Origin of the sequence: Nonomuraea sp. NPDC049152 (genome assembly GCF_040648355.1) — a bacterium.
Taxonomy (GTDB): domain Bacteria; phylum Actinomycetota; class Actinomycetes; order Streptosporangiales; family Streptosporangiaceae; genus Nonomuraea.
Genome location: NZ_JBEZDO010000030.1, coordinates 17,395 through 36,667 on the forward strand (window position 1 = coordinate 17,395; position 19,273 = coordinate 36,667).

The window sequence follows — 19,273 nt, forward strand, 5'->3', positions numbered from 1 at the left end:
CCGGGTCGTCGGCGCCGGTATGCCACTGCTCGTCCCGGTGGTCAGCCCCTCACATGACTTCGCAGAGTAGGTTCTATGCGCCTCCGCAATACACGTCTGCGGACCAAGGTCACGGCTTTGCTCCTCTCCCTGACAGCACTGTGGGCATTCGCGGCCTGGGTCACGCTGCGCGAGGGTGTCAACCTGCTCTGGGTCGCACAGCTCGACAGCAGCGTGGTCGGACCGAGCGAGCCGCTGCTCGTCGAGCTCCAGCGCGAACGCAGAGCGTCGATGATCCAGTTGGGCGAACGCTCCTCCCGCTCCCGCAAGGAGCTGCAGAGCCAGCGCCAGATCGCCGACCGCGCCAGAGCCGACTTCGAGAAGTCCGCACGCGCGGGCATCGTCGAGTGGGCCACCGATGACGACGGGGAGAAGCGGCTCACCGAGGTGTTGGCGAAGCTCGGCAACCTCGCCACGATCCGGCAGGCCGTCGACGTCGGAGCCATGAGCCGGATCGCGGCGAGCGTGGCCTACGCCGATGTCATCGATTCCTTCTACCGGATGTACGGCTCGGTCGCGACGCTCGATGACAAGACGGTCGCCAAGGACATCCGTACCCTGCTGGCTCTCAGCAGGGCGCGAGAGATTCTCGCCACAGAGGACGCGTTGCTGGCTGGAGCGCTTGCCGAAGAACGGTTGAGCGTCAGGGAGCACACGCAGTTCACGAAGACCGCGGGCGCCTGGCGTGTGGTCGCCGAGCAGGCCGCCGCCGAGCTGCCGGACTCCGACCGGGCCGCCTACACGAAGCTGGCCAATGGCCCCGCGTTCACCCGGCTGGCACATCTGGAGACCCTGCTCACCGAGCAGAACGCCGCCGCCGAGGGCATCCCGTTCAGCGCCGACCAGTGGAAGGCCGCGACCGAGCAGGCCCTGGCCGACTTCAACACCTTGGTGCTCGGTGCTGGAGACCGCGTCGTCGAGCGCGCGACGCCCGTCGCGGCCGGTGTCATCGTACGGCTGGCGCTGGCCGGCGGCCTGGGACTCATCGCGGTCATCGCGTCGATCGTCCTGTCCGTCACCACGGCCCGAGCGCTCTTCGCACAGCTGCAGAAGCTGCGCGACGCGGCGCACGAGCTGTCCGACGAGCGGCTGCCGAGGGTGGTCGAACGCATCGGTCACGGCGAGCACGTCGACCTCGCCGTCGAGGCGCCGCCACTGGAGTTCGGCACCGACGAGATCGGCCAGGTCGGTCAGGCGTTCAACACCGTCCAGGAGACCGCCATCCGCATCGCCGCCGAGCAGGCGGCGCTGCGACAGAGCATCCGCGACATCCTGCTCAGCCTGGCCCGCCGCACTCAGGGTCTGGTGCACCGGCAGCTCAACGTGCTGGACGTCATGGAGCGGCGAGAGACCGACCCCGAGGACCTGAAGGAGCTCTTCCGGCTGGACCACCTCGCCATCCGCATGCGGCGCAACGCGGAGAACCTCATCGTGCTCTCCGGCTCCTCCCCCGCGCGCACGTGGCGCAACTCGGTGCCCATGGTCGACGTGGTTCGCGGCGCCCTGGCCGAGGTGGAGGACTACACCCGGGTGTCGCTCCTGCCGATGGGCGACGTCGTGCTGGTGGGCAGGGCCGTCGGTGACGTCATCCACCTGCTCGCCGAGGTGATCGAGAACGCCGCCTCCTTCTCCCCGCCCTACACGAACGTCCAGGTCAGCGGGCAGCTCGTGGCCAACGGCTACGTGCTGGAGATCGAGGACCGCGGTCTCGGCATGAAGCCCGACGACCTGGCCGCGGCCAACGAGCGCATCGCCAACCCGCCCGAGTTCCGCATCACAGGGACCACCGCACGGCTGGGCCTGTTCGTGGTCAGCCGCCTGGCCGAACGCCACGGGATCCAGGTGGTGCTGAGAGCCTCGGCGTACGGCGGAACAACGGTCATTGTGCTGCTCCCGCGAGAGCTCGTCGAGACCGACCCGGCGCGGACGGAGGACGAGCCGCCGGCGAGCCTGCCGCGCAGGCAGACCGCGATGACCACGACCACGCGCTCGGACACCCGCCCGACCTCGCGTCCGGACACCCGCCCGACCATGCGCCCGGCCGCGCGCCCTGACACGTTCGCGGCGCCGCCGCCTCGCACGGCGCCACCGGCCGCCGACGTCGAGGCCCCCTCCGCGCCCGACCTGCCCAAGCCCGAACCGGCCGGCCGCACCCCGTCAGGGCTGCCGCTTCGGGTGCCGCAGGCCAACCTCGCTCCCGCCCTGCGCGACGAGGCTTCATCCGCACCGTCCGCCCAAGAGGAGGAGGATGACCCGCGCTCGCCAGAGGAGATCCGCGCGATGATGGGATCACTGCAGCTGGGCAGCCGGCTCGGCAGGTCCGAGGCAGCCAGGCTCATGCAGGACGACCGGTCGGGAGACGACACGTGACAACCACCAGCCCTGATCTGAACTGGCTGCTGGACGATCTGATCGGCCGGGTCAACGACACCGACCACGCGATCGTCCTCTCCTCCGACGGGCTGCTGATGGCCACCTCCGCGCAACTGCAGCGCACCGACGGCGAGCACCTGTCAGCCGTGGCCTCCGGGCTGCAGAGTCTGGCCAGAGGCGTCGCGGAGCAGGTGAACGGCGGCGCCGTCCGGCAGACGGTCATCGAGTGGAAGTCCGGGTTCCTCATCGTCAGCGTGGCTGGGGAGGGGGCCTGTCTGGCCGTGCTCTGCGGGCAGACCGCCGACATCGGCCTGGTGGCCTACGAGATGGCCATGCTTGTCACCCGCGTCGGCCAGTACCTCAGCTCGGAGGCGCGTACCGCCCACCCGCCTGCCGGGAGCGAGCGGTGAGCAGGCCGGACGAGCCCGCGAACGATGACTGGGTCGACCCGGAGATCATTCGACCTTACGTGGTGACCCGTGGGCGGACCCAGCACGCCAGCGGCACGTTCGACCTGATCTCCATGGCACTGTCGATGGGGCCTTCCCCCGGTCCTGGAGCCGGGCTCGATCCCGAGCACCTGTCGATCCTGCGGATGTGCCGCCAACCGAAGTCCGTCGCCGAGATCGCCGCGGATCTGGATCTTCCCATCAACACGATCCGCGTGCTGCTGGGCGACCTGTACGAACGGAGTCTCGTCTCCGCGCAAGAACCCCACTATGAGGCGGACATGAACGACATGAACACATATAGGGCGGTGCTTGATGGACTTCGCTCGCTCTGATCGCCCGCGCATGCCGACCGCGATCAAAATCCTGGTCGCGGGCGGCTTCGGTGCCGGCAAGACGACCATGGTCGGCGCCGTCTCCGAGATCAAGCCGCTGCGGACCGAAGAGATCCTCACCGACCGCAGCGTCGGCGTGGACGACACCTCGGGCGTGACGGCCAAGCGCACCACCACCGTGGCGATGGATTTCGGCCGCATCACACTGAGCACCGACTACGTGCTCTACCTCTTCGGCACACCGGGCCAGGAGCGGTTCTGGTTCGTCTGGGACGAGCTGGCCGAGGGGTCGCTGGGCGCCGTCGTCCTCGCCGACACCCGGCGCCTGGCCGACTGCTTCCCCTCGATCGACTACTTCGAAAGGCGCGGCACACCGTTCGTGGTCGCGGTGAACGCCTTCGATGGCGCGCCATCGTACGAGCTCGACGAGGTTCGGCTGGCACTCCAGCTCAACCCGTCGGTCCCGATCGTCATGTGCGACGCCAGGAAGCGGAAGTCGAGCCGGGATGTGCTCATCACGCTGGTGGGGCATTCCGCCAAACTGCGGGCGGAGCTGGTCGGCACCTGACGGCCCGCCTCGTCGCCGCACGCGCCGATGGAATTGCGGATGACCTCATCCACCGGGGATCTGACACAAATCACAGAAGATCTTGAGCGATATTTGTCTGATCGCTAAGGTGTGCCGAGTGCCACATTCCCCTGGTGTGCGACAACCGCGGTCATTACGCGGCCCTGGCAGGGCCTCGGCGGGCCACAGCAAGCACCGGCGATGGCGGGCAACACGGGTCCGTAGCAAGATCGTCGCGATGCTCGTCTCCCTGGTCGCCCTCTGGGGATTCAGCGCATGGGTCACCATCGCCGACGGCGTCAACCTGCTGTGGACCACCACGATCGACGCGAACGTCGTCCAGCCCAGCGAGCCCCTGCTGAAAGGTCTGCAGCGCGAGCGACGTCTCACCATCACCGCCCTCGGCTCAGGATCGGCCGCCCACCAGCAGCTGCGCGCCCAGCGCGAGGAGAACGACCGGCTACGGCAAGCGTTCGACGGGTCCGCCCGCTCGACCACGGCACAATGGGCCGCCTCCGACTCGCTCAACATCCGCTCCCGCGAGGTGTTGCGGCAGCTGGCCACCCTGCCCAAGCTGCGCCAGAGCATCGACGCCGGGCAGCAGAACCGCCGGCAGGCGCAGGCCGCCTATGACAGTCTGATCAACAGCTTCTACGACATGTACGACACGGCGCTGACCGCGCTCGGCGACGAGCAGCTCGTCAAGGACGGCAGGACACTCGCGGCGATGAGCACGGCCCGCGAGCTCCTGTCCCGCGAGGACGCGCTTGTCAGCGGCGTCCTCGCCGACGACGGCTTCACCCGCGAGGACCAATCCGAGGTGACCAAGGCGAGCGCCATCGCCACCTACACCCTGGAGCAGGCCGCCTCCGCACTACCCGCAGCGGACCGGCAGGCCTTCCGCGAGTGGCGGTCGGGCGCGTCCCTGACCCAGTTGCGCACGCTGGAGCAGGCCATGGCGGCCGCCGACCCCACGGTTGGCGAGGCCCCGATCAGTGCCCAGGAGTGGCGGGCCGCCGCCGACGGGGCGCTGTCCGGTCTAGACACTGTGATCCAGACAGGCGGTGACCGCCTGGTCGACCGGGCGGTACCGGTCGCGATCGGCGTGCTCATCCGTCTCCTGATCGCAGGCGGGCTCGGACTGGTGGCTGTCATCGCCTCGATCGTGCTCGCGGTCACCACCACCAGGTCGCTGCTGGCCCAACTGAACCGCCTGCGGGCGGCGGCGCTCGACCTGGCCGAACGGCGGCTGCCTGCCGTGGTCGAGCGGGTCAGCCACGGTCAGAACGTCGACCTGGCCGAGGAGGCGCCGCCGCTGGCGTTCGGCCCCGACGAGATCGGCGAGGTGGCACGCGCGTTCAACACCGTGCAGGAGACCGCGATCAGGGTCTCGGTCGAGCAGGCCGAGCTCCGGCTGAGCACCCGCAACACGCTGACCAGCCTCGCCCGCCGTACTCAGGGGCTGGTCAAGCGGCAGCTCGACGCGCTCGACGTCATGCAGCGCCGCGCCACCACCCCTCAGGAACTGACCGACCTGTACGCGCTGGACCACCTGGTCGTCAGGACCAGGCGCGCGGCCGAGAACCTGCTCGTGCTGGCCGGCGCCACACCGGCCAGAACGTGGCGGCGCTCGGTCCCGCTGCTCGACGTGGTACGCGGCGCGCTGGCCGAGGTCGAGGACTACCGCAGGGTCTCGATCACCCCGCTCGACGACAGCCACCTGCTCGGCAAGGCCGTCGGCGACCTCACCCACCTGCTCGCCGAGCTCATCGACAACGCCGTGTCCTTCTCCCCGCCCACCACCACCGTCACGGTGAGCGGGCAGCACGTGGCCAACGGGTACGTGCTGGAGATCGAGGACCGCGGTCTCGGCATGTCCTCCGCCGAGCTGGCCGAGGCCAACAGGCAGATCGCCGACCCGCCGGAATTCAAGATCACCGGTACGGCGGCGCGGCTCGGCTTCTACGTCGTCAGCAGGCTCGCGGCCAGGCACGACATCCTCGTGACGCTCAAGCCCTCGCCGTACGGTGGAGTGGCCGCGGTGGTCCTCGTGCCACTCGAGCTGCTGCCGGAGCCCGAGGAGAGCGATCTCTTCGAGCCGGCCGTCGCCCCGCGGAGGGCGCCGGTGCCCGTGCCGCGCCCGCAGGAGGCTCCCGCGCCGAGCTCGCAGACGGCCTTCGCGCCGAGCGCGCAGGAGCCCCCCGTCCTGCCGGTCCGCCGGAGGAAGACGCCCACCGCCCCGCCTCCGCAGCGCCCGGCGCCCGCGAATCCTCTCCCGCAGCGGACGGCGCCCGCGCCTCCGCTCCCCCAGCGGCAGCCGTCGGCTCCGCCGGGGCCGTTCCCTGCCTCGACGCCCTTGGCGGCCCCCACCCCGGCCCTGGCCCCGGCCCCCGCGCCTGCCCCGAGCACCGACCAGCCACTCCTCACCCCTGGAGGCCTCCCCCTGCGCGTGCCCCAGACCAGCATCGTTCCCGAACTGCGCGACCCGCCATCCCCCTCCGCCGCCGACGCGCGGCCCGACGAGCCCGTACCGGGCATCGCCGAAGACGAGGACGATCTGCGCATCCGCTTGGCGGCCCTCCAGCGGGGCACCGTCCGCGGCCGCGCCGCCGCCGAGCGCATGCTCAGCGGTCGCGACCACTACGGCGACCAGGAGTCGACATGACCACGACCCAGCTGAACTGGCTGCTCAACGACCTGACCAAACGGGTCACCGACATCAGGCACGCGATCGTCCTCAGCAGCGACGGGCTCCTGCTCGCCGCCTCCGACGGCCTGGAACCCGCCGACGCCACCCGGCTGTCGGCCGTCGCCGCCAGCCTGCAGAGCCTCGCCAAGGCCGCCACCGACTACGCGGGCGGCGGCCAGGTCAAGCAGACGCTCGTGGAATGGCAACGGCTGATCCTGCGCGTGACGGTCGCCGGCCATGGTGCCCGTCTCGCCGCGCTCACCGCCCACGATGCCGACCTCGGCCACGTGGCCTACGAGATGGAGATGCTCATCGCGAAGGTCGGTCAACACCTGTCCACGAACGAACGCCTCACCTCCCTCAACGGCACCGACCTGGGAGAAGGTGAGGTCGCTTGATGACCCGCTCAGGCCCGCCCGAGCACGAGATCGACCCCAGCCTGCTGCGCCCCTTCGTGATCACCAGGGGGCGCACCCAACCGGCCCGTGGCGCCTTCAACCTGATCACCCAGGCGATCGCGGTGGCCGGACAGCCCGCTCTGGGGCTCGACCCCGAACACGCGGCGATCCTGCGGCTGTCCAGGGCTCCGATCGCGGTGGCCGAACTGGCCTCCCACCTGGACCTGCCGCCCGGCGCGATCTGCGTCCTGCTCGGCGACCTCCTGGAGCAGGACCTGATCGACGTGCAGCACCCCCAACCCGACACCGACATCCAAGACCCGCAGGTCTACAAGGCGGTACTCGATGGTCTTCGCTCTCTCTGAACGGCGCCGCATGCCCAACGCGGTCAAGATCCTGATCGCGGGCGGTTTCGGCGCGGGCAAGACCACCATGGTCAGCGCCGTCTCCGAGACGCGAACGCTGCGCACCGAGGAACTGCTCACCGAACGCGGCGTCGGCGTGGACGACGTCTCAGGCGTCTCCGCCAAGCGCTCCACCACCGTGGCCATGGACTTCGGGCGCATCACGCTGAACACCGACTACGTGCTCTACCTGTTCGGCACACCGGGCCAGGAGCGTTTCTGGTTCCTCTGGGACGAGCTGGCGCTCGGCGCGCTCGGCGCGGTCGTTCTGGCCGACACCCGCAGGCTGGCCGACTGCTTCGCCGCCGTCGACTACTTCGAGCGGCGCGGCACGCCTTTCATCGTGGCGGTCAACTGCTTCGAGGGGGCCGACCAGTTCGAGGTGGAGGAGATCAGGCTGGCCCTCCAGCTCGACCCGGCCATCCCGATCCTGCTGTGCGACGCGCGCGACAAGGGTTCCAGCCGCGACATGCTCATCGGCCTGATCGACCACGCGCTCCAACGCCGGCTGCTGCACGCCCCCTGACGGCTGTTGCCGTTCCGGCAACGATGTTTGCCGTCCTGTGTGCCGATGGCGCATGCTCTCCGGCGAACGGAGGCAGCCATATGACAACGCACACGGAACACATCGGAACAGCCCAGGGCGCGAGCCCGGGCTCGGGCTCCGACGAGCGGGCCGAGCGGCGGTATGACGTCGTGGTCGTCGGCGGCGGTGCGGCGGGGCTGAGCGGCGCGCTGACGCTGGCCAGGGCGCGGCGCTCGGTGCTGGTGATCGACGCAGGACGGCCGCGCAACGCGCCCGCCGCCCACGTCCACACCTATCTGACCCGCGAGGGCATGCCGCCCGCGCAACTGCTGGCCGAGGGCCGCGCGGAGGTGATCGGCTACGGCGGCGAGATCGTGAACGGCACCGTCGTGACCGCCGAGCGCATGGACGCGGGCGGATTCCGCGTCGTGCTCGACGACGGGTCCGCTGTCGCGGCCGAACGGCTCCTGGTGACGACCGGCCTGGTCGACGAGCTGCCCGACGTGCCGGGCTTGGCCGAGCGGTTCGGGCGCGACGTGCTGCACTGCCCCTACTGCCACGGCTGGGAGGTGCGAGACCAGCGGATCGGCGTCCTGGCCACCGGGCCGCTGGCCGTCCACCAGGCGCTGATGTGGCGGCAGTGGAGCGCGGACGTGACGCTCTTCCTGCACACAACGGAGGGGCTCGGCGAGGACGAGCAGCTCTCCGCCCGCGGCATCACCGTGGTGGCGGGGCAGGTGGCGGAGCTGAAGGTGAAGGACGACGCGCTCACGGGAGTACGGCTGGCCGACGGCGCCGTGGTCCCCTGCCAGGCGCTCGTGGTGGCCGCTCGGCTCACCGCCCGGGTCATTCCCGGTCTGGGACTCGAGCCGGTCGACCAGGAGACGGGCGGGCACGTGATCGGCAGCCACATCCCCGCCGACCCTTCGGGAGCGACGGCGGTGCCGGGCGTGTGGGTGGCGGGAAACGTCACCTCCCTCGTCGAGCAGGTCATCGGCGCGGCGGGCGCCGGCGTCAGGGCCGGGGCGGCGATCAACGCCGACCTGATCGCCGAGGAGACGCGCCGAGCCGTCGCCGCCGCTCGCCACTCATCGGACGAAACCTTCTGGGACGCCCGCTACGACCAGAGCGACAGGGTGTGGAGCGGGAAGCCCAACGACATCCTGGTCCGCGAGGTCACCGGCATGGAGCCTGGGCGGGCGCTCGACCTGGGATGCGGGGAAGGTGGCGACGCGATCTGGCTCGCCCGGCGGGGATGGCGGGTGACCGGCGTCGACATCTCCGGCGTCGCCCTCGACCGCGCGGCCTCGCAGGCCGCCGCGGAGGGCGTCGCCGCCCTGGTGGAGTGGGAGCGGCGCGATCTCGGCGAGTCCTTCCCTGAGGGCACCTTCGACCTGGTGTCCACGCATTTCCTTCACAGCTTCACGGAGATGCCTCGGGAGAGGATCCTGCGGAGGGCGGTCTCGGCGGTCGCGCCAGGCGGAGTGCTGCTGATCGTCGGACACTCGGACACAGGACCGTGGCATCACGATTCCGAGCTGCGGTTGCCCAAGCCGGAGGAGGTGCTGTCGTCCCTCGAGCTTCCTGAGGGGCGATGGGAGGTGCAGCTGTGCGAGGAGCACGAACGGATCCAGACGGGACCGGACGGACGCCCCGCCAGCCGTACGGACAATGTGGTGAGGGTCCGCCGGCTCCCCGGCTGACGGGTCCTCGCGGTTGGGCTGGTTCTTCCCTCGCGCCGGCGGTTCATCCGCCTTTCATTTCTGTCCCCGACGCTCTCATGGGAGAAGCGAAGCAAGGGGTTAGCGTGAGCATCACCGCCGAGAAGGCCCAGCGGGTGTCCGGGTCCGCGCCGCGCCGCGGGCGCGGGCGGTGGATGTCGTGGCTGGTGGCGGCGTTGATCGCCGCTTGGGCCGTCGTCAGGGTCTTCGGGCTGGAACGTGGATCGTTCCTGACCCAGCTGATGACGCTCACGCCGTACGCGCTGGTGGTGGGCGTGGTCGTGGCGGTGGTGCTGGCCGTCCGCAGGAGGGCAGCCGCCGTGCCGGCGCTGGCCGCGTGCGTGGCGCTGGCCGCGGTCGTGCTGCCGCGCGCCTTCGCCGACCCGCTGACCGCGCGGGGACCGGCGCTCAAGGTGCTGTCGATCAACCTGTTCTCTCGGGCCGACGCCGAGTCGGTGGTCTCCTTGGTACGCGAGTTCGACCCGGACGTGTTCAGCGCGCTCGAACTCGCGCCCGAGACGGTCAGGCGGCTCGACGAGGCGGGGCTGGACACGCTCATGCCGTACCGCGTGCTCCAGCCCGCGTGGGGCGCGACGGGCAGCGGCCTGTTCGCCAAGCACCCGCTGACCGAGCTGAAGGGGCTGTTCACGCCGATCGGCCATCACATGCCCGCGGCCACCGTGACCCTGCCGTCGGGCGCCCAGGCCCAGGTGGTGGCGATCCACCCGAACCCGCCGCTGGGGCGGATGGCCACCGAATGGAACGCGTCGCTCGCGGCGATGCCTCCGCCGTCGCCCGACGTGGTGCGCGTGCTGGCCGGGGACTTCAACGCCAGCATCGACCACAGTGCGCTGCGCGGCCTGCTCGGGAAGGGTTACATCGACGCGGCCGAGACGGCGGGCAAGGGGCTGACGCCGACGTGGCCGCACGGGCGGCTGATCCCGCCACTGATCACCATCGACCACGTGCTGGCGGACCGGCGGGTGGGAGTGGCACGGGTGGAGGTACGCGACGTCCCCCGGACCGACCACCGCGCCGTCTTCGCCGAACTCCGCCTGCCGTGACACCGCCGGACGACGCCCGGCAGGTCACGCCTGGAGGCTGAGGCGCGGGCGGGGGTTCACCGGCGGCGGATGAAGGTGCCCAGGCTGTTCTGGTTGAGGTGCTCGACGGTCACCGCGGTCGCCTGCCCCGCTTCTCGCACGGTGAACCGTACGCCGGACAGGCCCACCGCGTTCTCCCCCTGGGTGACGTAGCTGAAGGTGTCACCGTCGTAATGGCGTAGCGGGAACGCCATCCCCTGGGGGCCGAGCCGCATCACCAGCCCGTCCTGGGTGGAGGTGACCTGCATCGGCCCGTAGTAGGCGTTGTCGTAGGTCCCCACGTACACGTCGGGGGCGTGCGCCTGTGTGGCGTCGGCGGGAGGCCGGGTGTAGTCGATCTTCGATCGCCCGGCCACGTCCATCTTCGCGAACAGCTTGCCGATGAGGGGCAGCCAGTCGACGGTCTGCCTGCCGTGCTGTGCGATGTCGAAGAAGATCTCGGCCACGGTCTCCGGCACGCCGACGGGTTCGCCGTTGGTGAGGACCACGATGCCGAGTCCCTCCGTCGGCAGCAGCGTCACCGTGGTGGCCGCGCCCTGATCGAAGCCGCCCGAGTGGTTGAGCCGGAGCCGTCCCAGCGCGTCGTAGTTCACGTTCCAGCCGAGCCCGTAGAACCCGGCCTCGCCGTACGGTGCCCGGGGCGGCATGGAGACGATCTGCGGCAGGTGCGTCTGGTCGAGGGCGGCCGCGTCGATGACCGTCCTGCTGCCGAACTTCCCGTCGCCGAGCTGCAGCCGCATCCAGGCGACCATGTCCCGGGCCGTGGAGCTCGCGCCGCCTGCCGGGGACTGCGCCTGGGGGTCGCGGGTGTACGTGGCCTCCCAGCGGCCGTCCACCTTGACGTGCAGGAAGGCCCTGTCGGGCGCATTGGCGTAGTCGGAGAAGAGCGAGCTGGTGGACTTCATGCCGAGGGGCCGGTACAGCACCTGGGCCGACAGTTCCTCCCATGTGACGCCGCGGGCCTGCGCCACCGCCTCCGCCGCCGCGGTCAGCCCGAAGTTGGTGTAGGCGTAACTCGCGCGGAACGGCGCCAGCGGCTCGTAGCGCAGGTGCCCGACGATGTACGGCCTGCCGTAGCCGAGATCTTCGAGCAGGTCGCCCGCGTGGTCGGGAAGACCGCTGCGGTGGGCGAACAGGTCGGCCAGGGTGACGTGCCTGCTCACCCATGGGTCCTTGAGCGAGAACCCCGGATCGTGCTTGATCACGGGGTCGTCCCAGGCGACCGTCCCGCCGCCCACGACCCCTGCGACCACGGTCGAGGCCAGGGGCTTGGAGACCGAGGCGAGCTGGAACACCGTGTCGGGGCCGACGGGCTGGGGGTCGCCCACGCCCCGTACACCGTATCCCTTCAGATACAGCGTACGGTCCTGGTGGACCACGGCGACCGACAGGCCCGGCACGCCGGTCTTGGCCATCGTGTCGCGGATGACCCCGTCGAGACGGGCGACGGCGCCGTCGATCTGCGCCCGGGTGAGCGAGGGCGCCGCCTGGGCCGGCGGGGCCGCGGATAGCTTCGGAACGGGCGTCGTGGCGGTCGTCGACGCAGGCGGAGTCGGTGAGGTCGGCGGGGTCTGTGCGGCCCGTGGGGTCTGTGACGTCACCGGGAGGCCTCCGGTGGCCGACGCGCCGAACCGCCCGGCCGTCGTCACCATGCCACCGGCGCCGCAGGCGGTGATCAGCAACACCCCCGCGCCCGCGGCCGCCAGGCCCGCACGCCTTCGCCACCGTCTCACCTTTAGTAGGTAACCGGTATTTTCGCAGTTCACACGGCTACCGGGCGCTTCCCCGTCTGGGAGGGCCATCGTGAAGAGGCGTGGTACCTGCGTGTGGACGGTCAGTGGCGGGGGCTCGGGCGGTGCGGTGGGTGGAGGGCGGCATGCGGTTGTTCTCGCCTCCACCCACCGCGAGGGTTACAGCGGAATCGCGCCGGTTATGGTGGTGCCTGCTCCATGGACGTCATTGACGGTCAACTTGCCGCGCAGCGCCGCGAACCGTGTCACAGGCACGGCGAATCGCTGGCTCGCCGGCACAGGGAAGCCCTCACCGTCATGGCTGATGGTCAGTCTGAGCCCGTAGTCCCCCGACGTGACGGCGATCGACACCCTCCGCGCCCCGCCATACGTCTCGATCTGGCCGAACACAGCCTTGATGGTGTAGCGGACGGCCTCCCCCACCTCACCCGGTACAGGAGACGCGGGCAGCGCCCAGATCTCGACCACGACGCCCGTCCGTGCCGACCACTCCTGAGCTAACGTCTCCAGCGTCGATCCGAGCGCGTCAGGCTCGGTCACATACAGCTGCATAACCATGTATCCCCCTGTTTCCTGTGCCCGACCTGAGCGGGCAGCCCCGTACATGGACCCCTGTGACGGACGTCCACGCGTACCCCGCGTCCGGTGTCCTGCCGCGTGGCGCGCGACAAGATCGAACGAGCCCCTGCCGAAGGTGATGCCTGCCCCCGTGTGGCCGAACATTCCCTCGTACGAGCCCTGACGCGGGCAGTCATGCATGTCCCCGAGTATGGCGTCTCGGCACCTGCCGTACGACGAGATCGGAGGAGACTCCGATGGGCTTTCCGCCTGCCGTACGACACGTGCGAATCCGGCTCCGATCAGCCGCGATGGCGGCCGTCGTCCGTCGCGGCGGCGGCGCCGGCGACGGTGAGCGCCGCGAGCGCTCCGATCAGCTTGTCCTTCATGCCCAACTGGTCGAAAACCCGCACGGCACTCCCAACTCGATCACTACCAGGCTGTCCGGAACCGCATAATACGGCCCGGACATTAACAACCTGATCAGCTCGACCGGACGGTACCGAACAGTTCCGTCGAGGTCAAGATCTCTATAGCGTGGATTCATGCCGACCAGAGCCCGCGAACGACTGCTCGTCACCGCCGAGGAGCTCTTCTACGCCGAGGGGGTCAGAGCGGTCGGGGTCGAGCGCATCCTGGGCCGCTCCGGGGTCGGGCGGGCCTCGTTCTACCGGCACTTCCCCGGCAAGGACGACCTGGTCGTGGCGGTGCTGCGGCGGGGCGACCAGGCGTGGAGGACCTGGCTGGCCGAGCGGGTGACCGCGCTGGGCGGCGAGGCGCTGAACGTCTTCGACGCGCTGGCCGAGCGGTTCGCGCGCGCGGACTTCCGGGGGTGCGCGTTCATCAACGCCATGGTCGCGACCGCCGATCCGGACAGTGCGGCGCATCGGGTCGCCGCCACCCACAAGGAGCGGGTCACCTCCTATGTCGTGGAGCTTCTCGCCGAGAGCGGGCATCCCGGCGGGGAGGGGTTGGCGCGCGAGCTCGTCCTGCTGATGGACGGCGCCATGGTCACGGCCTTGCGCGAGCGGACGACGACGCCCGCGCACCGTGCCCGCGCCATGGCCGCCGTGCTGCTCGACCAGGGCTCCGGCCGCCCTGACCCGCCCTCGGACGGGCGATCCAGGCGACCCGGGATCCGGCTGCTGCCACGCTCGATCGCGGATGGGTGATCCCGGCATCCCTGGATGGGCGACCGGCTGGAACGAGCGGTCAGGGCGCGAGGCGGACCGCCACCTCCACGCCCACGGGAGCGCCGTCCTCCAGCAGGCCGATCTGCCGGAGGTGGCCGAGCGACACGTTGACCCCGTCGCTCTCCACGGCCGCCAGCAGGGCGAGCACGGCTGGGTGTGCCGCCCCGTCGACGACAGGGACGTCCTGCTCGAACCGCCAGCGGACCACCATCTCCTCGCCTGGTTCGATGGTGCCGCGCCGCACGTCGTCCCAGTCGGCCGGGGGCAGGTCGGCGACCGGCCAGCAGCACACCACCTCCGTCTCGGTCTCGCTGCCCTCCGCGGCCCCGATCGTGGTCCAGAACGCCCCGGTCGGCGCGTTGCCCACCGCCGACAGCCGTCGCCACAGCCCGGCGAACAGCTCGTTGGCCTCCTCGTCGTCGGTCACCTCGGGTGGGAGGACGACGCCTGCCCAGTGCTGCCGCTCCGCCTGCCGTACCTCCGTCTGCCACTTCACGGGGCCCGCCAGCAGCCGGTCGAGGACGGCGAGCGCGGCGTCCTGGCGTTCGCGCTCGGCGGCCAGCCTGGCGCGGTGCACGACCAGCGCCGCGGCCGCGGTCTCGGGGTCATGGAGCAGTTGGGGCGCCTCGGCCAGCGGCAGATCGGCAGAGCGGGCCGCCTTGAGCCTGAGCGCGGACTCGAACTGGGTGGCGCTGTAGCGGCGGTGCCGCGACCACTCGTCGACGATGGCGGGCGGCAGCAGGCCCTGCTCGTCGTAGAGGCGCAGCGCCTTCATGCTCAGGCCGGTCAGCTCGGCGAACTCTCCGATGTTCATCACGCGTCCCAGTGTGGGACCTCCCCCAGGGGCAGGTTCCACCTCGACCCTCGCGCTCGTGTACGGCGGCAGCACCCGACGGGCACAGGCGGCCGGGGAAACCGTCCGCGCCTGCTCGACCGGCTGCCTGACCTACCCGCGGGGGAAGGCGCCGCCCATACGGCGGGCGTAGGAGGCGAAGTCGCCCGGCTCGCGGCCGAGCACGCGCTGGACGCCGTCGGAGGTGTGCTCGGCACGCCCCTGGCTGATGTGGTCGAACAGCTCGCCGAGCAGCGCCGCGTACTCGGCGGGATACCCGAGCGCGGCGGCCTCCTCGCGGTACCGCGCGAGGCTGAGCGGGGTGTAGCCGATGGCTCTGCCGCTGGCCCTCGCCACCTCGGCGACGGCCTCGCGCCACGTGATCGCCTCCGGACCCGACAGCTCGTAGATCTCGCCCTCGTGTCCTTCGCCGGTCAGCGCGGCGACGGCCACGTCCGCGACGTCCTCCAGGTCGACGAACGGCTCCTTCCCCTCACCGGTGGGCAGCCTGACATCGCCTGCGGCCACGGGGCCCGTCAGCATCAGGTCCTCGCTGAAGTTTTGCATGAACCACGTCGGACGCAGGATCGTCCACGCCGTTCCCGACTCCCTGACCGCCTGCTCGGCCGCAGAGGGGGCGCCCATCTCGGCCCACACCCGCGCGGACAGCAGGACCAGCCGTTCGACGCCGTGGGCGGCGGCCAGTTCGCTGAAGGCCCGTAGCGTCGTGGCGGCGTCCGCGTCCTGCGAGTCGACCAGATAGGCGGCGCCGACGCCGGACAGCGCGGGCTTCCATGTCGTCTCGTCGGCCCAGTCGAAGCGCGTCTCGCCCGACCGGGACGCCACCCGGGGGGTACGGCCCTGCGCGCGCAGCCGTGCCGCCACCCTGCGGCCCGTCTTGCCGGTGCCGCCGAGAACCAGAATCGGTGAAGTCGTCATGCGCCCCAGTCAAACGCCGCCAGACTGGACGGTCGATGGCTGAAGCTCCTGGATCGATGTCTGCGCGTCTAGACTGCTCGGTGTGGAAGACGCGTTGTCGAGCCACGACCCGGTGATCGGCAGGGCGCTGCGGCTCATCCACGACGACCCCGCGCACCCGTGGACGGTGGCGAGCCTGGCCGACAAGGCGGGCGTCTCGCGGTCGCGGTTCGCACAGCGGTTCGCCGAGCTGGTCGGCCAGCCGCCCATGGCGTACCTCACCGACTGGCGCATCTGCCAGGCCGCCGACCTGCTGGCCCGCACCGACGGCACGGTCGACGCCGTCGCCCGCCAGGTCGGCTACTCCAACGCCTACGCGCTCAGCGTCGCCTTCAAACGCACCCTCGGCGTACGGCCCAGCGAGCACCGGGCCAGGTCCAGACCGACCGCCTGAGATCACGGTGGCCGCCCGAATCGCGATGGTGAGGTGTGCCGAGAATGGGAGGTTTTCAGTAGGATTCACCGCTTATGGCGTCCCCTCTGCGGCTGCCCGTGGAGAGCCTCAGGCTCGCCGGCAGACATCTGTTGCCCCTGGCGTTCTTCTACAGCGCGGGACGGCTGGTCCACGACCTGGTCCTGCTGGTGGCCGCCTACACGGCCGACGTCGAAGGCCCCCGCAAGTACGTGGGCTTCGCCGTGATGAGCCTGGCCGTGCTCGCGACGCTGGCCGCCTACATCGCCATGTTCAGGGTGATCAGGAGGGGCGAGGCGCCAGACCCGTCCGCGGGGGCAGCCGAGGGCGAGGTGGACGACAGGCTCAGGACCGCGATCGCCCACACCCTGCTGCCCTTCCTGGCGTTCTACGGCGCGTGGGGCCTGTTCGCGGAGGACGTGCGCCAGTACAGCGTGCTGGCCCAGGAGCTCGGCGGCGTCAGGCAGATCGACAACCTGTCCTTCGACCCGCTGCTGGTGACCGGCGCCATCGCCGCCGTCACGTTCGTCGTGCGCGTCCTGCTCGAGAAGTGGTATGAGCGGGGCCGCGGCGCGGTCGCCGGGGTGCTCACGACGGCCTTCGAGTCCATGTGGATGTTCTTCGCGGTCATCAGCCTGGAGGTGTTCATCTCCGCCAGGATCGAGTGGCTCACCTCGCGCGCCGCGTGGGCGACGGTGAGCGACGCGGTGGGCGCGGTGCTCGGCCCCCTCGGCGACCTGGTGGGCATGGTGCTACCCGATCCCATGGAGGCGCTGGTGCTCCCGCTGGTCTGGCTCACGATCGCCGCGGTCGTGTACGGCAGGGACATGTCGCGCGAGGAGGAGATCGTCGCGGGCACCCGCGTGCAGCCCGCGGCGGGGGCCGTGTGGCAACGGTTGCCGCGGCAGATCAGGTCGGCCGCGCAGTTCCTGACGGGCGGCCTGCGCGACAAGTACACCCCGATGCTCAACGGCATGCGCTTCGTCCTCAGCGCGGGCGCTCGCTTTTACCTGACGTTCTGCCTCTGCTACGTCCTGGTGACCCTGGCCGGGGACTGGACCTTCGTCGGCGTCACCAGGCTCGTCGGGCCGCACGAGAGCAACTGGTGGACCATGTGGCACGGCCCGGTGCGGTTCGGCGTGACCGCGCTGTTCGAGGTGGTGCGGATCAGCCTGCTGGCCGCCGCCCTCCACCTGCTCGGGCGCCACCGTGAGACCGTCAGCGCGCCAGCCTGAGTGCCTCCAGCGCGCCCTCCAGGCGTACCTCGACCCGCAGCGGATCGGCGGCGGCCGCGGGAACGACGAAGGAGGCCTGCCACCGCACCTCCTTACCCGTCTTCGGGGCTACCGCCTTGTAGTTCTTGTCGACGCGCGCGCACGTCGGCTCCACGCCGTCGAGCGGGGTGACCGAGCTGCCCGTCGCCGAGGTCCACACCCGGCCCGACGGGTCGCGGACCGCGGCGGCGCAGCCCTTGGCCAGCGCCTTGCCGGCCTCCCGGGACAGCGGGGTCACCCCGATCACCGCGGTCAGCGCCCTGGTACCCGCGGGGGCGAGCTCCCCTGGCTGCGCGGGCTCCAGGCTGATCAGCCGCCACCGCGATCCGGCGTGCTCCGCGGTCCCGCCGGGCGGCGCCTCGACGACGGCGTCTCCCCTGGCGAGCGAGTACCGCTCCAGATGGGGTAGGGCCTGGATGGTCACCACCCCGGTGACCGCGAGCGCCAGGCCGAGCGCGTAGCGAACGTTTCTCAAGGCGCGCTCTCCTTGATCGTCACCGTCGGGCCCGCCGCCGCGAGCCGCTCGCGGGTGAGTCCCAGGTCGATCTCCACCGCCGGGCCGAGCGCCCCGTTGAGCCGGTGGATGCTGGAGTAGCGCGCCTTGCTGATCACCAGCCGCGCCCCCTCCACCTGGCCGGGAAGGATCTCGAAGGCCAGCGCGCCCTTCCGCCAGATGCCCGCCTGCAGCGACTCGCCCTCCAGGCCGAGCACCCGGTCGCTGACCGCGAACTCGGCGCCGTCCGCCGACCGCAGCACGGCCGTTCCCAGCGTGACCTGCTCGGTGGTCGCCGCGGCCCCCGCCCGCACCACCACCCACACGCCGCCGGTGGTCATCGTCTGGTCGCCGAAGGACTTCTCCAGCCGCAGCGTGCGGCCCAGGTCCACACCGTCGACCCTGAAGGTGTACGGCAGGACGCGCACCTCCTCGCCCACCACGCCGCTCGTGGCGATCGGCCGGTAGGTCAGGTCCGCGTCGGGGACCAGCCGCTGTGCCCCGCCGATGGCGGCGAGCAGGGCCAGGCCGATCGCCACGGTCGCCGCTCTGTTCATCCGCGCTCGACCCGTGCCTTCAGGGTCGCCATCACCTCGCCCTTGAACCACAGGGACACGCCCGAGCTGTAGCCCAGCAGCGACCAGCTCGGCTCCCACGTCTCGTCGCGCATCGTGACCGTGACCTGCCGCGGCTCGCTCACGGACGCGGGCAGCACCCAGGCGAACCTGACCTTCTCCGCCATCCCGGGGTTGATCTGACCGCCCTGGGAGTCGTCGCGGAGGACGGCCTGGCGGTAGAGGTCGGCGATCGGGTCCACGTGATAGCGGTCGGCGTGTACGTCGAAGTCGAGGTACAGCTCGGTCAGGTTCACGGCCTGCGGGCTGACGTTCGTCACGTCCATGTCGAGCACCAGGTAGCGGCCCTTCTGCCCCGCGTCCGACCAGGGAAGCGGGTCCTTGGTGGTGAACGCGACCCGGCCCGGTTTGATCGCGACCCTGTGGCCGGTCACGCTCTGGCCGAGGGAGATCTGCCGCGGGCCTTCCTTGACGGCGTCCTCGAGACCGCCGAGCGGCCAGGCGATCAGGAGGGACGACACGACCACGGCGGCGATGCCGCCGTACCATCGCCACACCCCACGCCCGTGGGGCGACATGTCCCCTTCTGTCCGCACCTGCGG

Annotated in this window: 20 protein-coding genes; 13 read left to right on the plus strand and 7 right to left on the minus strand. The window is 70.9% G+C overall.

From position 1 onward, the window contains the following. Positions 1–117 precede the first annotated feature (117 nt). From AB0B45_RS39320 to AB0B45_RS39365, 10 genes are all read left to right on the plus strand, one after another. Positions 118–2,409 (plus strand): nitrate- and nitrite sensing domain-containing protein, encoded by a 2,292-nt coding sequence (locus AB0B45_RS39320; RefSeq protein ID WP_358141775.1) that lies wholly within the window; start codon positions 118–120, stop codon positions 2,407–2,409. Further along, complete coding sequence (locus tag AB0B45_RS39325; RefSeq protein WP_358141778.1) at positions 2,406–2,822, plus strand: roadblock/LC7 domain-containing protein; 417 nt, start codon at positions 2,406–2,408, stop codon at positions 2,820–2,822. The genes AB0B45_RS39320 and AB0B45_RS39325 overlap by 4 nt, the downstream gene beginning before the upstream one ends. Further along, on the plus strand, positions 2,819–3,196 hold the full coding sequence (locus AB0B45_RS39330; RefSeq protein ID WP_358141781.1) for a DUF742 domain-containing protein: 378 nt from the start codon (positions 2,819–2,821) through the stop codon (positions 3,194–3,196). The genes AB0B45_RS39325 and AB0B45_RS39330 overlap by 4 nt, the downstream gene beginning before the upstream one ends. Then, positions 3,177–3,764: an ATP/GTP-binding protein gene (locus tag AB0B45_RS39335; protein WP_358141784.1), complete on the plus strand. Its 588-nt coding sequence runs from the start codon at positions 3,177–3,179 to the stop codon at positions 3,762–3,764. Before AB0B45_RS39330 ends, AB0B45_RS39335 begins: the two co-directional genes overlap by 20 nt. A 238-nt stretch (positions 3,765–4,002) precedes the next feature. Then, complete coding sequence (locus AB0B45_RS39340; RefSeq protein ID WP_358141787.1) at positions 4,003–6,429, plus strand: nitrate- and nitrite sensing domain-containing protein; 2,427 nt, start codon at positions 4,003–4,005, stop codon at positions 6,427–6,429. After that, on the plus strand, positions 6,426–6,851 hold the full coding sequence (locus tag AB0B45_RS39345; RefSeq protein WP_358141790.1) for a roadblock/LC7 domain-containing protein: 426 nt from the start codon (positions 6,426–6,428) through the stop codon (positions 6,849–6,851). The genes AB0B45_RS39340 and AB0B45_RS39345 overlap by 4 nt, the downstream gene beginning before the upstream one ends. Then, positions 6,851–7,216: a DUF742 domain-containing protein gene (locus AB0B45_RS39350; protein WP_358141793.1), complete on the plus strand. Its 366-nt coding sequence runs from the start codon at positions 6,851–6,853 to the stop codon at positions 7,214–7,216. Before AB0B45_RS39345 ends, AB0B45_RS39350 begins: the two co-directional genes overlap by 1 nt. Beyond that, on the plus strand, positions 7,197–7,781 hold the full coding sequence (locus AB0B45_RS39355) for an ATP/GTP-binding protein (RefSeq protein ID WP_358141796.1): 585 nt from the start codon (positions 7,197–7,199) through the stop codon (positions 7,779–7,781). The genes AB0B45_RS39350 and AB0B45_RS39355 overlap by 20 nt, the downstream gene beginning before the upstream one ends. 80 nt (positions 7,782–7,861) lie before the next feature. Beyond that, the gene (locus AB0B45_RS39360; protein ID WP_358141799.1) at positions 7,862–9,484 is read left to right on the plus strand and encodes a bifunctional NAD(P)/FAD-dependent oxidoreductase/class I SAM-dependent methyltransferase; all 1,623 of its coding nucleotides are present in this window, start codon (positions 7,862–7,864) and stop codon (positions 9,482–9,484) included. 104 nt (positions 9,485–9,588) lie between these two features. Beyond that, positions 9,589–10,566 (plus strand): endonuclease/exonuclease/phosphatase family protein, encoded by a 978-nt coding sequence (locus AB0B45_RS39365; protein WP_358141802.1) that lies wholly within the window; start codon positions 9,589–9,591, stop codon positions 10,564–10,566. Between the two features lie 56 nt (positions 10,567–10,622). On the opposite strand, the gene AB0B45_RS39370 is transcribed toward AB0B45_RS39365, so the two are convergent. Together AB0B45_RS39370 and AB0B45_RS39375 are read right to left on the minus strand one after the other, a co-directional pair. Further along, the gene (locus tag AB0B45_RS39370; RefSeq protein WP_358141805.1) at positions 10,623–12,338 is read right to left on the minus strand and encodes a serine hydrolase; all 1,716 of its coding nucleotides are present in this window, start codon (positions 12,336–12,338) and stop codon (positions 10,623–10,625) included. Positions 12,339–12,515: 177 nt separating this feature from the next. Continuing rightward, positions 12,516–12,914, minus strand: coding sequence for a hypothetical protein (locus AB0B45_RS39375; protein ID WP_358141808.1), 399 nt, complete (start codon positions 12,912–12,914; stop codon positions 12,516–12,518). Positions 12,915–13,459: 545 nt separating this feature from the next. On the opposite strand from AB0B45_RS39375, the gene AB0B45_RS39380 reads away from it, so the two are divergent. After that, positions 13,460–14,086, plus strand: coding sequence for a TetR/AcrR family transcriptional regulator (locus AB0B45_RS39380; RefSeq protein WP_358141811.1), 627 nt, complete (start codon positions 13,460–13,462; stop codon positions 14,084–14,086). Between the two features lie 40 nt (positions 14,087–14,126). Here the strand turns inward: AB0B45_RS39380 and AB0B45_RS39385 are convergent, their stop codons facing one another. Both AB0B45_RS39385 and AB0B45_RS39390 read right to left on the minus strand, forming a co-directional pair. Then, positions 14,127–14,921 (minus strand): MerR family transcriptional regulator, encoded by a 795-nt coding sequence (locus AB0B45_RS39385; protein ID WP_358142079.1) that lies wholly within the window; start codon positions 14,919–14,921, stop codon positions 14,127–14,129. A gap of 132 nt (positions 14,922–15,053) precedes the next feature. After that, complete coding sequence (locus AB0B45_RS39390; protein ID WP_358141814.1) at positions 15,054–15,878, minus strand: NAD(P)H-binding protein; 825 nt, start codon at positions 15,876–15,878, stop codon at positions 15,054–15,056. A gap of 82 nt (positions 15,879–15,960) precedes the next feature. Here AB0B45_RS39390 and AB0B45_RS39395 point away from each other — a divergent pair, with 82 nt between their 5' ends. Both AB0B45_RS39395 and AB0B45_RS39400 read left to right on the plus strand, forming a co-directional pair. Beyond that, positions 15,961–16,311, plus strand: a complete 351-nt coding sequence (locus AB0B45_RS39395) for an AraC family transcriptional regulator (protein WP_358141817.1) — start codon at positions 15,961–15,963, stop codon at positions 16,309–16,311. A 74-nt stretch (positions 16,312–16,385) separates the two neighbouring features. Next, the gene (locus AB0B45_RS39400; protein ID WP_358141820.1) at positions 16,386–17,564 is read left to right on the plus strand and encodes a hypothetical protein; all 1,179 of its coding nucleotides are present in this window, start codon (positions 16,386–16,388) and stop codon (positions 17,562–17,564) included. Here AB0B45_RS39400 and AB0B45_RS39405 read toward each other — a convergent pair. Genes AB0B45_RS39405 through AB0B45_RS39415 form a run of 3 tightly spaced genes read right to left on the minus strand, consistent with a single transcriptional unit; the run spans position 17,548 to position 19,267 of the window. Continuing rightward, entirely contained in the window at positions 17,548–18,078 is a 531-nt protein-coding gene (locus AB0B45_RS39405; protein ID WP_358141822.1) for a hypothetical protein, read from the minus strand. The two genes, AB0B45_RS39400 and AB0B45_RS39405, sit on opposite strands and share 17 nt — an antisense overlap. Continuing rightward, a complete protein-coding gene (locus AB0B45_RS39410; RefSeq protein ID WP_358141824.1) occupies positions 18,075–18,653 on the minus strand; it encodes a hypothetical protein in 579 nt (192 codons plus the stop codon). Before AB0B45_RS39410 ends, AB0B45_RS39405 begins: the two co-directional genes overlap by 4 nt. Continuing rightward, complete coding sequence (locus AB0B45_RS39415) at positions 18,650–19,267, minus strand: hypothetical protein (RefSeq protein WP_358141827.1); 618 nt, start codon at positions 19,265–19,267, stop codon at positions 18,650–18,652. The genes AB0B45_RS39410 and AB0B45_RS39415 overlap by 4 nt, the downstream gene beginning before the upstream one ends. Positions 19,268–19,273 lie beyond the last annotated feature (6 nt).